At 45.6% G+C, this 13,971-nt stretch carries 11 protein-coding genes and 1 pseudogene; 10 read left to right on the forward strand and 2 right to left on the reverse strand.

Features of this window, described 5'->3' with window-relative positions; genetic code table 11:
* The first annotated feature begins 822 nt into the window (after positions 1-822).
* The 7 genes and pseudogenes from ACLD3P_RS15970 to ACLD3P_RS16000 all read left to right on the forward strand — a co-directional run bounded on the left by ACLD3P_RS15970 (position 823) and on the right by ACLD3P_RS16000 (position 8,032).
* A complete protein-coding gene (locus tag ACLD3P_RS15970; RefSeq protein ID WP_301337445.1) occupies positions 823-1,368 on the forward strand; it encodes a helix-turn-helix domain-containing protein in 546 nt (181 codons plus the stop codon).
* 76 nt (positions 1,369-1,444) lie between these two features.
* Positions 1,445-1,693 (forward strand): CopG family ribbon-helix-helix protein, encoded by a 249-nt coding sequence (locus ACLD3P_RS15975; protein ID WP_079944395.1) that lies wholly within the window; start codon positions 1,445-1,447, stop codon positions 1,691-1,693.
* 108 nt (positions 1,694-1,801) lie between these two features.
* On the forward strand, positions 1,802-2,041 hold the full coding sequence (locus ACLD3P_RS15980) for a type II toxin-antitoxin system CcdA family antitoxin (RefSeq protein ID WP_000016244.1): 240 nt from the start codon (positions 1,802-1,804) through the stop codon (positions 2,039-2,041).
* Positions 2,042-2,043: 2 nt separating this feature from the next.
* Complete coding sequence (locus ACLD3P_RS15985) at positions 2,044-2,352, forward strand: CcdB family protein (RefSeq protein ID WP_001199743.1); 309 nt, start codon at positions 2,044-2,046, stop codon at positions 2,350-2,352.
* Positions 2,353-2,785: 433 nt separating this feature from the next.
* Positions 2,786-3,069 (forward strand): annotated as a pseudogene (locus ACLD3P_RS15990) (Arm DNA-binding domain-containing protein); the annotation flags it as partial.
* A gap of 361 nt (positions 3,070-3,430) precedes the next feature.
* The gene (locus tag ACLD3P_RS15995; RefSeq protein WP_131046652.1) at positions 3,431-6,946 is read left to right on the forward strand and encodes an AAA domain-containing protein; all 3,516 of its coding nucleotides are present in this window, start codon (positions 3,431-3,433) and stop codon (positions 6,944-6,946) included.
* Positions 6,947-7,042: 96 nt separating this feature from the next.
* Positions 7,043-8,032, forward strand: coding sequence for a restriction endonuclease (locus tag ACLD3P_RS16000; protein ID WP_131046710.1), 990 nt, complete (start codon positions 7,043-7,045; stop codon positions 8,030-8,032).
* Between the two features lie 136 nt (positions 8,033-8,168).
* Here ACLD3P_RS16000 and ACLD3P_RS16005 read toward each other — a convergent pair whose 3' ends face one another.
* Positions 8,169-8,477: a hypothetical protein gene (locus ACLD3P_RS16005; RefSeq protein WP_023245161.1), complete on the reverse strand. Its 309-nt coding sequence runs from the start codon at positions 8,475-8,477 to the stop codon at positions 8,169-8,171.
* Positions 8,478-8,553: 76 nt separating this feature from the next.
* On the reverse strand, positions 8,554-9,537 hold the full coding sequence (locus tag ACLD3P_RS16010) for a toll/interleukin-1 receptor domain-containing protein (protein ID WP_023245162.1): 984 nt from the start codon (positions 9,535-9,537) through the stop codon (positions 8,554-8,556).
* Positions 9,538-9,834: 297 nt separating this feature from the next.
* Between ACLD3P_RS16010 and ACLD3P_RS16015 the strand changes: the two genes are divergently transcribed.
* Genes ACLD3P_RS16015 through ACLD3P_RS16025 form a run of 3 tightly spaced genes read left to right on the forward strand, consistent with a single transcriptional unit; the run spans position 9,835 to position 13,970 of the window.
* A complete protein-coding gene (locus tag ACLD3P_RS16015) occupies positions 9,835-11,334 on the forward strand; it encodes a class I SAM-dependent DNA methyltransferase (RefSeq protein WP_000172636.1) in 1,500 nt (499 codons plus the stop codon).
* Positions 11,331-12,821 carry a class I SAM-dependent DNA methyltransferase gene (locus ACLD3P_RS16020; protein WP_216642462.1) on the forward strand — a complete coding sequence of 497 codons (1,491 nt, stop codon included), beginning with the start codon at positions 11,331-11,333 and terminating at the stop codon, positions 12,819-12,821. Before ACLD3P_RS16015 ends, ACLD3P_RS16020 begins: the two co-directional genes overlap by 4 nt.
* Positions 12,822-13,970, forward strand: a complete 1,149-nt coding sequence (locus ACLD3P_RS16025) for a restriction endonuclease subunit S (protein WP_000139625.1) — start codon at positions 12,822-12,824, stop codon at positions 13,968-13,970.
* Position 13,971: the final 1 nt, after the last annotated feature.

Here is a 13,971-nt window from a genome sequence, read left to right on the forward strand (position 1 = left end):
GATTCAGAATTAGAAGAGACTTTATATTTACCGTTTTCACGATCAATGCTTATAATACATAGTGGAGGCGTAGAAGGATTAATTGGCTGTAGCTGTTTGCCAAAAAGAAGATTTTCGATGTCGTTTAGCACTTGTTCAAAGTTAAGCATTAGTGCTTCCTAAATCCATGTTAGAATTGAAAACCATCCTGTAGGATACCATCATTTGGGTATTGGTTCAATTTTTATCTTTACTTCAATAAAAAATTGCGTTATGCGTTTAAATGACTATGTTGCGTGATGGTATTTATGATGGTATTGATTATATTGTATTCAGAAAATGACATATAAACCAATGAGGTAAGTGTGATGTTCGAGTCCGGCCTTCGCACCAAAAGCATGTAAATGGACCTCAACTGAGGTCTTTTTTTATGCCTGAAATCCGCGCCACACAAGGCTTTCAGCGATTTTTCCTTCAACTGAAGTCAATCTAACTCAACCCACATCAACAAGCTTGTGAGTATACTAATGAGTATATTTTCCGATTCTATATTGCTTGTATGCTCACGAGATACCAATCGAAGGAGGTCCATCATGACCTAACGGATACTAAAGTTCGTTCTGCGAAACCTGAGGATAAAGAGTATTCACTTGTTGACGGTGACGGCATGTCCTTACTTGTAAAACCTAAATAGCTGCGCCAAATAGTAGATCACTTTGAGGGAACTCAGCCCGGATTGTGCGATCTGATCAATCGCCAAAAATCACAAATCACCAACCGGACTGAGCGATGCCGATCATAGCACCAATTCCCCGTGACGAACGACGCCTGATGTAGAAAGCTATCCATAAAACGCACGATAAAAATTATGCCCGCAGGCTGACTGCCATGCTGATGCTGCACCGGGGCGATCGCGTCAGCGACGTTGCCAGAACGCTCTGCTGTGCCCGTTCCTCCGTCGGTCGCTGGATTAACTGGTTCACGTTGTCGGGTATTGAAGGTCTGAAATCATTACCTGCCGGGCGTACCTGTCGCTCGCCGTTTGAGCATATCTGCACGCTGTTACGTGAGCTGGTAAAACACTCTCCCGGTGATTTTGGCTACCAGCGTTCCCGCTGGAGTACAGAACTTCTGGCAATAAAAATCAATGAGATAACCGGTTTCCAGTTACATGCCGGAACCGTTCGCCGCTGGTTGCCGTCTGCGGGGCTTGTGTGGCGAAGGGCCGCGCCAACTCTGCGTATCCGTGACCCGCATAAAGATGAAAAGTTGTCTATTCGCTACTTCCAGAAGGGCAGCGGATATATCACGTTCAAGCGTCTGGATCTGATGGAGAAGATGAATGATATCGTGGCGAAACACTATCCGGGGATGTTGCCTGCGAAATAAGATATGATGTTTTTATAGGCACCTCTATGCTAATCTTAATAGGAGTTATTAAGTATTATTAAACGAGGTAATCCCTATGGCTTCTTCCGCTAAACAGACCATCAGCGCCCAGATTCCAGTTGAGTTGGCTGCTGCTGTTGAAAATCTGGCTGTAGAGCTGGATCGTTCAAAAAGCTGGGTCATAAAGGAAGCATTACTCTCCATGCTGGCTGAAAGAGAGCGACGTCACCAGAGCATCCAGGCCGGTCTTGCCGATGTGGATGCTGGTCGTGTGGTGAGTCATTCGGATATGGTAGATTTTGCCAACCGTTTAAAGGAAACCTGACAGGCAAAGATGTTGCTATCCGAGATAGTCGCCTCTCATTGCCATTTGCTTAAATACTCCCCATACTAGATACATGTGTTTATTACACGTGTAATTTCAGGAGGCTCTATGTCGGGTATGAGTGTACGACATAAAAAAACAGTCAGTGTCACGCTGGAACCTGCATTGCTTCAGCAAGCCCGTGATGCAGGTATTAATCTGTCTGCGGTGCTTACCGCCGCGCTGAAAGAGGAAATCAGTGCCACAGGCGTTGAACGCTGGAAAGCAGAAAATAGAGCGGGTTTGCAGGAGCTCAATCGTATTACTGATGAGCACGGCCTTTTATCGGACGATTACAGGACGTTTTAATCATGCAATACATGGTTTATCGCAATAAAGGAAACAGCAAGGCTTATCCTTATTTACTTGATGTGCAAAGCGATATTATTGATGAATTGCATACTCGCATGGTTATCCCATTGTTTCCTGTGAGCAGATTGGTAAATAACCCAGTTAAGCGCCTCACGCCCACTCTGAATGTGGAAGGTAATGACTATCTGGTGATGACTCACGAAATGGCGAGTATCAGGCTTTCGCAGATTGGTGATGAGGTGATGGACGTTCGTTCCCACAGGCAAACCATCAAAAATGCTCTCGATTTTATCTTTGACGGGTTCTGAATGGCTTGCAGGTCAAATGGAGAGTTGTTCACCGTTCTGGGGGGACTTGACGCGCTTGAACCTGTGGAAGAAGATGAGGCGTGATTTTAAGTTAACTGCGTTTTCAGAGAATCGCGCATGAGTATACATGTGAGTATATATAGCGGTTCTCTTGTTTTGTAATATTATTTACTTCAATAGGTTACGTCGAGAATCGCGGTGCGGCCTTCGCACCAAGTGATGCAATAATTAGCTGCATAAGGGGGGCTTTTTTTGTGTCCATTTCTGTCCAGGTTCGTCCATATCTGTCTGTAATTCAAAGATAATTTATTTTTCGCTAATAACCATATTTATTTTATGGTCTTTACGTGTTGGTCATTTTTCATCCATTGACATCCACGCGATCTGGGGGCAAAAAGGGGCAAATCCGGTTCGATAGAGGAGTGACCCCCAAATGGCGCTTACAGATCTCGCAATCCGGCATGCCAGCCGCCTGGCAAGGCATACAGGCTCTTTGACTGCCACGGTCTTTACATTCAGGTGAACCCCAGCGGATCCAAGCTGTGGTATCTGAAATTTCGCTTTGGAAACAAAAAGAACCGTATGGCATTAGGCCCTTATCCACTCATTTCTCTCGCACTGGCAAGGGAGAAGCAAGCGGATAGAAGAAGGCTTATTTTAGAAGGCATTAATCCGGCGGAAAAACGCAGAGAGGACAAGCGGGGTGGAGAGCCCCTTTATACGTTCGAGTCCGTGGCGCGCGAATGGGGCGCCAGTAACATAATCTGGTCGGCGGAACATTCGACAGCGTTATTTTCTGAGCTTACAGGTTCCAGTATTGCACTGAACGCTGCCCAGCCGGGCTCACGGGTTTCTGGAACGTGCTACGTAACCGGTAATCCTCTTCTGCTTCAGTTATAACGCTTTTATGTGACATGCAGCATGATATGGTCGTTTTCTGAACTCCGTATAACCTGAGTATTTTTATCGAAGCGTGAACAAAACATTGCAGCCAGCCTTTCAACGTGGACAATAGTTATCCATACGGTGATTTTATATTCGATAAATCAATGGGTTTCATTGAAACATAGGACTGGTAATGGATGACAATGCTTTAGGGTTTGCCTCATACTGGCGCAATTCGCTGGCAGATGCTGAGTCAGGAAAGGGCAGTTTTGAACGCAAAGATGCCAAAAATTTCACTCACTGGCATGGGATAGCGGCGGGACGTCTTGACGAAACGATCGTGGGTAAATTTTTTGAGGGAGAAAAAGACGACGTCGAAACAGTCGATGTCATCTTGCGGCCAAAGGTTTATTTCCGGTTACTGCAGCGTGGAAAGGACCATTCCGCTGGTGCGCCTGATATTGTTACCCCGATAGTGACGCCAGCCCTGTTGAGCCGTGAAGGTTTTTTATATCCGACGCCAGCGACCTCCATTCCCAGAGACCTGCTTGAACCTTTGCCAAAAGGGGCATTTTCAATTGGTGAGATTGAGCAGTACGACAAATACAAAACGACACATACGTCATTCTCTATCAACTTTGATGACCGCGTTGATAAGACCGCCGAAACAGATGAAGAACGAGAAGCACGATATGCAGCCTGGCAGCAGGATTGGCGTCAATATCTGGATGATTCAGAGAGGCTACTGAAGAACGTTGTCGGCGACTGGATTAAAAATCCCGAGCAATATGAACTCGCTGAGCACGGTTATATTGTTAAAACGGCGCAATCTGGCGGTGCCAGTTTCCATATCCTTTCGCTTTATGATCACCTGCTTATTTGCAAAAAGGATGTGCCGCTCTTCAATCGCTTCGCCTCGCGAGAGGTTCATGCTGCAGAGTCATTACTTCCTCCGGAAGCAAAATTCAGCGACAGGATTGGACACTCCGGGGATAAGTTTCCGCTGGCAAAGGCTCAGCGCGATGCCTTAAGCCATTTTCTGGATGCGAGGCATGGCGATATCCTTGCCGTTAATGGTCCCCCGGGAACCGGAAAAACCACGCTGGTGCTTTCTATCATCGCCACACAGTGGGCCAGAGCGGCTCTCGAAAAAGCGGAACCTCCGGTTATTATCGCGACTTCAACGAATAACCAGGCTGTAACGAACATTATCGAGGCGTTCGGGAAAGATTTTTCCCAGGGCACTGGTGCAATGGCCGGACGATGGTTGCCAGAGCTGAAAAGCTTCGGCGCTTATTTTCCCTCAAGCACTCGTAAAGCCGAGGCCGCCAAAAAATATCAAACTGAAGATTTCTTCAACCAGGTTGAGTCAAAAGAGTATGTAGAGGATGCACAGCTGTTTTATCTGGAGAAAGCTAAGGCAGCCTTTCCTGAAAAAGAGTGTTCATCCCCTGAAAAGGTTATTGAACTCCTGCATGGTCAGTTGGCAGCAAAATCCGAACAACTGGTAAGGCTGAACGCTGTATGGCAAACGTTAAGCCAGGTTCGGGCAGCGCGTGAGCTTATTGCTAACGACATTAAGCAATATCTCGATAATTTAAATAAATTACTTTCCGGGCAAGAACAAAAGGTCACTCTACTAAAAAGTGCTAAAGCGGAATGGAAAAAATATCGGGCCAGTGAATCACTGATCTATTCATTATTTTCATGGCTACCAGCGGTTCGCAGTAAGCGGCAGTACCAAATACAACTGTTTCTCGAAGATAAATTAGGTGCGCTGATTGCGGGAAATCAGTGGTCTGATCCTGAAACCATCGAACGTAATATCGATAGGTTACTTAATTCCGCCGAGCGCGAGCAAACAACCTACCGGCAGCAGATTGACTCCGCGCATGAAATCGTTCTTAAAGAACAGCAGGTGGCTCAGGAATGGCAGAGGCTGGCACTTGATTTAGGGCATGAGGGCGATGAGGAACTGAGCTTCTCACAGGCCGATGAACTGGCTGATACGCAAATCCGCTTCCCTGCATTCTTACTGGCGACCCACTATTGGGAAGGTCGTTGGTTGATGGATATGGCGAAGATCGATGATCTGCAGAAAGAAAAGGGCAAGAAAGGTGCTAAAGGAGTAGCCGCTCGCTGGCAACGCCGAATGAAACTTACCCCATGCGTGGTCATGACCTGCTATATGCTGCCCGGCAATATGCAGATAAGTGAACATAAAGGACAACGTAAATTCGAGAAAAGTTATTTATATGATTTTGCCGATTTACTCATTGTCGATGAAGCCGGGCAGGTGCTTCCTGAAGTGGCTGCTGCTTCGTTTGCTCTGGCTAAAAAGGCATTAGTGATTGGTGATACGGAACAGATCCCGCCAATATGGAGTATTACTCCTGCTATTGATATAGGTAACATGCTGGCGGAAAAAATTCTGTCAGGCAGTACGCAAGAAGAGATTACTGAGAAATATACGGCAATCGCAGAGCTTGGTAAAAGCGCCGCATCTGGCAGCGTCATGAAAATAGCGCAGTGTGCTTCACGCTATCAATATGATCCCGAACTGGCACGTGGCATGTACTTATATGAACACCGCCGGTGCTTCGATAATATTATTGGATACTGCAATACGCTTTGCTATCACGGTAAGTTGTTGCCTAAAAGAGGATGTGAAGAGAGCAATTTAATGCCCGCAATGGGTTATCTCCATATTGATGGTAAAGGAGAGCTGGCAAGTAGCGGAAGCCGATATAATTTGCTGGAGGCTGAAACGATAGCGGCCTGGCTGACAGATAACCAGCAAAGTATTGAAGCGTATTATGGTAAATCGCTTCATGAAGTTGTCGGTATCGTGACGCCTTTTAGTGCGCAGGTATCGACCATCAAACAGGCGCTGGATAAACAAGGCATCAGCGCAGGCGCGAATGAAAAGTCGCTTACAGTAGGCACCGTGCATTCTCTTCAGGGCGCTGAAAGAGCGATTGTTATATTCTCGCCAGTCTATTCAAAGCATGAAGACGGCGCGTTTATTGATAGCGATAACAGCATGCTGAACGTTGCTGTCTCCCGAGCTAAGGACAGTTTCCTTGTCTTCGGCGATATGGACCTGTTTGAGATCCAGCCAGCCTCATCTCCGCGGGGATTACTGGCAAAATATCTCTTTGAGTCAGAGAAAAATGCACTCTTTTTTGACTATAAAGAGCGTGAGGATTTAAAAACTTCCGAGACCAAAATCTATACCCTCCATGGTGTGGAGCAGCATGATAATTTCCTGAATCAGACGTTTGAAAATACCGGTAAACACATCACGATAGTTTCTCCATGGCTGACCTGGCAAAAGCTGGAACAAACCGGTTTTCTTGATTCCATGATTGCGGCGTGTTCACGTGGTATTAACGTCACGGTAGTCACTGACAGAAGCTACAACACTGAACATAATGATTTTGAGAAGCGAAAAGAGAAGCAGCAGAACCTCAAAGCGGCGCTGGAGAAACTGAACGCCCTTGGTATTGCGACAAAACTGGTCAATCGTGTTCATAGCAAAATTGTTATTGGTGATGATGGTTTGCTGTGCGTGGGATCGTTCAACTGGTTTAGCGCGACACGTGAAGCGCGATATGAACGATACGATACATCGATGGTTTATTGCGGTGATAACCTGAAGGGCGAGATTGAGGCAATTTATAATAGCCTTGAGAGGCGTCAGGTTTAGATCAGGAATGTGATTAGCCATCTTAACAGTGTTTCCCCAGTGTAAGATGGCTGTGAGGCATTTTCAGAAGGAATTATTGTGGCGACTAAAATGTGGATGATCCGCGGCGATGGCGGAAAATTGTACGATGACTTTAGGGACAAACAGGTTGTTGCAATCGGCTGGTCGCAGCTCGCTCCCTATGTAAAACCGGGATGCTCAAGAGAGCAGTTGTTTACCCGGTATCAGGAGCTTGAGCCACAGACTAAGCCAGGCACAGTTCGTTCCGGTGCTTCCCAGGTTTGGCGCTTTGTGAATGAGATGCAGAAAGGTGACTGGGCTATCACTTATTCACCTTCTAATCGGACCTATTTAATAGGGAAAATCGCATCAGATTTTGAGTTTCATGCCGAGTGGCTTGAAGATGGCATGGGCATTGCGCGTAAAGTGAAGTGGAACGCGGAAGAGATTAAGCGCGATAGTCTGAGTGATGCAACCAGAAACACTCTTGGCTCTACGCTGACGGTTTTTCAGGTGCCTGATTTTGCCGTGAATGAATTAGTGCAGGGTAAAAAGCCTGTCTCAGATGTCGTGCCGGAAGTACCTGTTTCAGATGGAGAGGATGAGGTTGTTTCTAATCCTCTGCGCGACATGGAGATGATCGCCTTTGAAGGCATCAAGGATCGTATCAACCGTCTCGACTGGGATGAGATGCAAAATCTGGTCGCAGGCGTGTTACGCAGCATGGGATATAAAACTCAGGTATCGCCTGCTGGCGCTGACCGTGGGAAAGATATCATTGCTTCCCCTGACGGTTTTGGCTTCGAAAATTCGCGCATTATTGTTGAGGTGAAGCACCGGAGGGAACAGATGAACAGCCAGCAAATCCGTAGCTTTATCGGTGGCCGTCATAAAGACGATCGCGGGCTGTATGTCAGCACAGGTGGATTCAGCAAGGATGCACGCTATGAGGCCGATCGTTCTACGATCCCGTTGACGCTATGGACGCTTGACGATTTGGTACGTGCGTTAGTGGAAAACTATGAGCAAGTGGATATTGAGACTAAGTTATTGGTGCCGCTTAAGAAAACGTATTTGCCTGCATGAATTTGCAACGCCTGTTTTTGTATAGACAGGCGTTGCTGTAACTACAGCAGGAGCCTAATGATTCACGGCAAAGCCTGCGGCCCCCAAGGAACTGATAGTGGAGTTTGCCTATATATGCAGTCTTGATATCTTCGGATTAGCAAGTTTTACGATAATGTTTTTTGCATTCATCTATCGCTGAAAACATATCTCGCGCAGGGCACATGTGATAAGTCATTGCCATTTGAAATTGACCCTCCTGGAATCCTAGATGATCCAGATTGATGACTTCATCCGTTTTGACCCAATATTTATCGCCATTCGCTTCTAAAACCTTTTCACGATAAACCACTATTTTTTCTGGATAGTCAGGACGCTCTCCTTCTTTTGAGAATATTTCATAACGAATATACCCATTAATTTCGTCCCCAAGTAACAGCACTCTGGCAAGATTAAGTTGCATCATTTCTCAACCCCTATTGAGATTTGCTAATAATGACAGCACAAAAATCGGGCAGTATGCCCGATTGTGATACGGCAAATTATCGGGACATTCTTTGCTTGATTAGCCCGAAGAACATTTCCCAGAGATGTTCCGACATCCCTTCATTCGTCAATAGTTCGTCTCGTGAGGTGCCACGACTGAAGCCTCCCATCAGAGCACGAAAACCAAGAGTCTGACCATTATCAGCAAGGCTTAGACTTTCGTTAATACTGTTTCGAACAACATTATCCTGGCTGTAACAAATATCCCCCATTCCATGGTGTTGATTTCCACGCCAGATGCCACATTGACCGACCTTACTGCCATTGATATAAACAGCACAGGTGAATGAATCTGTATCAAGCCGATTAAAATCGATGTCTAATCCGGAGTGGCGATTTTTGAGTTCATCTAACGAGTTCTCAAAATAGTGGGCAACATATTCAAAGCCTTCACGTCTGGCGCGATCTTTATCCAGATCGGTAAAATTCTTGGGTAGAGAAAGGTTGCTTGAACGCGGTGTAAAAACGGTATCCACTCCCTGAAACATCGGATTCGCCGGAGCCGGTGAAGGGATATGTGTGGTTTGCTGTGGTTTTTTGGCTTCCATCTGGGCTATGGCACGCGAGATGGCCTCGACGACCTGAACATAGCCTTCATCGTGGCTGGCAAACTTAGTGATGGGTTTACCGTCGGTAGTCGCCGCCATAATGCTGCCAAATTCTAACTGATGCCAGGCACAGTCTCTTAAAATTACCGGAATGACCACCGCCTCGCCCCGGTTATGTCGTTCCAGTGCATTTTTCATCTCTACCTGATAGCAGTAATCTGAAGCGATAAAGTCACTGCTGATCAGGAGCAGGATGATATCTGCTTGCGAAAAATAGTGGTCAATCTGACGTTCAAACTCCTGGCCAGGGACGATGCGGCGATCGTGCCATGTTGTGATCTTCCCGGTTCGCTTCAGCGGGGAGAGATGCTTCTCAAGTTCGTTGCGTAGTGCTTCATCTGCATGGGAATAGGAAAAAACGAGAGTGGTCATAGCGCGTAAGATGCTCCGGTAGAGAAATGAGGAATACCGCCATTATTGCGCCAATAAGTGTAAAAGAGTAATCCCCCTTGGCTACAAGGTATTGATGCGGAAATCAGTCCTTCATCTTGGTATCATTCTAGTGCCAGAGTATGATCTCTGGCGATTTCCTTGATTAAAGCAACTTGGGTAAAGGCGTCATACTCATTGAACGCTCAGGTGGTTATGGAATCGCTTTGCTTGCTTTTTTACTGTGAAATCCATGAGTTGCTGAGAGTTCCAGCTTCGCAGGATCGATAAGAGACAACAATGACACTGATTAACCTAAAAGATCTCGAGGCCCATCTTTGGCATGCAGCCCATATCATCACTGGGCCTATTGATGCGTCAGATTACAAAACGTACATTTTTCCCATCCTGTTCTTCAAACGCATTTGTGATGTATATGACGAAGAATTTGCCGATGCGATGGAGAGCGTTGGGGATGCAGAGCTTGCTAAAGGGAAGATGTTTCACCGTATTCAGATACCAGAGAATTGTCACTGGCGTGATGTATTCGCTGAGACCAAAGACATTGGTCAGGCCTTAAAAGACTCTTTCCGTGGTATAGAGCTGGCAAACCCTAAACTGCATGGCATTTTTGGCGATGCCAGTTGGACCAATAAAGAACGCCTTTCTGATGAGTTACTGGCTACGTTACTTAATCACTTCAACAAAGTGAATCTCGGCGTTGCTAGTGTCCGTGATGATGATATGGGGCGCGCATACGAGTACCTGATCAAACGTTTTGCTGATAAAGCTAACAAGAAAGCTGGTGAGTTCTACACCCCACGTACTATTGTTCGCTTGATGGTTAACATTCTTGATCCAAAAGCTGGTGAGAGTGTCTACGATCCCGCCTGTGGTACTGGTGGTATGCTGCTTGAAACTATCCACCATGTAAAAGAAAACGGCGGTGATCCGCGCTTGCTAAAAATTAAAGGTCAGGAAAAAAACCTGACTACCGAAGCCATCGCGCGAATGAACCTGTTCCTGCACGGTCAGGAGGATTTTGATATTGTTCGCGGGGATACGCTGCGTGAACCTAAGTTTTTACAAAGCGATCGTTTAGAAACCTTCGACTGCGTTGTTGCCAACCCACCATTTAGCTTGAAGGAATGGGGATACGATCTGTGGTCGAACGATCCCTATGGCCGTAAGCAATATGGTCTGGCGCCTAAAACAAATGGTGATTTTGCCTGGGTGCAGCATATGTTTGCTTCACTTAACGACAATGGACGTATGGCTGTCGTGTTACCTCATGGTGTGCTGTTTCGTGGCGGCGCAGAGGGAGTAATACGAACCAAATTGCTGAAAGAAAATCGCATCGTAGCGATTATTGGTGTCGCTTCCAACCTGTTCTATGGGACTGGGATTCCTGCGTGTATTTTGGTGCTGCGCAAATCACGCCCGGCAACGCATAAAGATCATGTATTGATTATCAATGCTGAAGAAATCTATACCAAGGGGCGTGCGCAGAATACACTGTCCAACAAGCAGGCTGATGACATATACCAAATCTATCATGACCAAGCGCAACAGGGGCCGGATGCAAAAGAAATCGAAGGAGTTGCACGCTGGGTACCTCTGAAGGAGATTGAAGAAAATGACTTCAATCTAAATATTGCTCGTTATGTGCAAAAGCCACTCGAAGAAGAAACCATCACTGTGGAAGAGGCGCTCAAAGATTTTCAACGGAAGCTGGCTGAACTGGAAAAAGCAGAAGAGGAGCTGGAAACCCTGCTTATCAAAGAAGGATTCGAGGTATGAGTAATAAAAAGCTGGAAGAGCTGCTCTGGGGTGCCGCCGAATTTCTTCGTGGCCAAATTGACGCATCAGACTACAAGCAGTATATCTTCCCGTTGCTGTTTTACAAACGCCTGTCAGATGTCTATCTGGAAGAATATAATGAGGCGATGGAGCTCCATGAAGGCGATGCCGAATATGCCGCCATGCCGATGTTTCACCGTTTTAACATTCCCTCTGAGGCAGCTTGGGAAAAGGTCCGCAATACCAGTAAAAACATTGGCGAAGCGATCCAGAATGCGCTTCGACTAATTGAAGTCAATAACCCGCGTTTACATGGCGTCTTCGGTGATGCGCAGTGGACCAATAAAGAGCGCCTGCCCGATCATCTGCTGGCTGATCTGATTGAACATTTCAGTAAAATTCCGCTCGGTATTAAATCTGTCGCCCAGGATGATCTTGGTGAAGCCTACGAATACCTGATTAAAAAGTTCGCTGATGATTCCGGTCACACGGCTGCAGAGTTCTACACCAACCGAACAGTCGTGCATTTAATGACGCGCATTATGGGATTAAAACCGGGTGAAACCGCCTATGATCCGACGTGCGGCACTGGCGGGATGTTGCTAAATGCAGTGATGGATCTCCGTGCAAGAGGTGAAGAGTGGCGCTCAGTGCATCTTTATGGTCAGGAGGTGAACCTGTTGACCTCCGCTATCGCCCGTATGAATATGTTCCTGCACGATATCGAAGAATTTGATGTGCTGCGCGGTGATACTTTGGCTGAGCCAAAGTTTATTGAAAACGATCGGCTCAAGCAGTTTGATGTGATTTTTGCCAACCCGCCATACTCCATAAAAAAATGGAATCGTGACAAGTTTGCTGCCGATCCATATGGTCGTAATCTTTATGGTGTACCACCGCAGGGCTGCGCTGATTATGCTTTTTATACCCATATAATCAAAAGTTTAAAACCAGATACTGGTCGCGCCGCCATGCTCTGGCCACATGGCGTGCTGTTCCGTGATTCAGAGCAAGCCATTCGTAAACAGGTGGTTGAATCGGACATCATTGAAGCGGTGATTGGGTTAGGCCCGAATTTGTTCTACAACTCTCCGATGGAGTCTTGCGTGGTAGTGCTTAACTGCAATAAACCTGCTGAGCGTAAAAACAAGGTGTTATTTATTAATGGGGTGGAACACGTTACTCGTGAGCGCGCCCATAGTCGCTTATCCAAAGATGATTTGGCTGTGTTATGCGAGGCTTATTTTAGCCCTGAAAACCAAAATAATATCACTGCACTGGTGGATATCGACGCTATTAAAGGGAATCTCTACAACCTGTCGATCCCGCTGTATGTGCAAGCGCAACAAAACGGTAAAGTACATAATATTGAACATGCGATTGAAGCGTGGAAAGTAAGCCGTATACAGTTGAAAAAACAAACTAATAAATTATTCCAAAGCCTTGCGGAGCTTGGGTATAATGTTCAAAGCAAGGTGGGGCAGTAAATGACGGAACAGCAATTACCGGAAGGCTGGCAAATGGTGAAGTTTGGCGATATTGCGAAACATATCTCTAAACGTGTAGAACCGAGCGAGACAGACCTTAAAATCTATGTTGGCTTGGAACACTTAGATCCTGATAGTCTGAAGATTAAGCGACATGGCGTACCGGCGGATGTTGAAGGGCAAAAGCTGTTGGTAAAGAAAGGGCAGATCATTTTTGGCAAGCGTCGTGCGTATCAACGTAAGGTAGCTGTGGCTGATTGGGATTGTATCTGCTCAGCGCACGCAATGGTTCTTGAAGAAAATTCTAAAATGGTTATTCCCGGGTTTCTTCCTTTCTTTATGCAATCCGATATATTTATGAATCGAGCTGTAGCTATATCGGAAGGGTCATTATCACCAACGATAAAGTGGAAAGTTTTAGCCGAACAAGTTTTCCTATTCCCGTCAAAAAATCGACAGCTGAAAATGTTGCCAATATTATCATCATGTAATTTGGCAAGTTTAAAAAACGATGCAGCCTTAGAGTCATTACTCTTTTTTAGGAAGGTTATTTTTAGGGAACATATATCTAAGCTAATAATCCGTCATAATGTTTCTAGAGAAAAACTAGGTGATGTTTGTCGAATCAGTACGGGGAAGACGCCTCCTCCTAATGAACGTGAATACTGGGAGGGGGATATTCCGTTTATAACTCCGGGTGATATTAGCTCTGATTCATTATATATTAATAGCGGCGAGCGTAATATTACTCATAAAGGGCTAGAAAAAACTCCATCTGTGCCTAAAGGATCGGTTTTACTGACTTGTATAGGTTCAACAATAGGAAAAGCAGCAATTGCATCGTGTGATTTATCTACTAACCAGCAGATAAATTCATTAATTTGTAGTGAAAAAATATTGCCAGAATACCTTATTGTTTGGATTCAGAATAATTTGGAAGTTATTAAAAAATACACAGGCATTCAGGCCGTCCCTATTATTAATAAATCCACGTTAGCAAATATTGATGTCGATGTTCCTTTTCTCGAAGAACAGTTAAAGCTTGTGATGGTAGTTAGAGAAATGGATAGCTTGAGACATAAATTGAAAAAAAAAGGTGTAATTCTTACAAATTTAACAAAATCTCTCTTTGTTCAGGATAGTGATTAAT

This window comes from Salmonella sp. 741265073_HBA, assembly GCF_046569105.1.
In the GTDB taxonomy this organism is placed as follows: Bacteria; Pseudomonadota; Gammaproteobacteria; order Enterobacterales; family Enterobacteriaceae; genus Salmonella; species Salmonella enterica.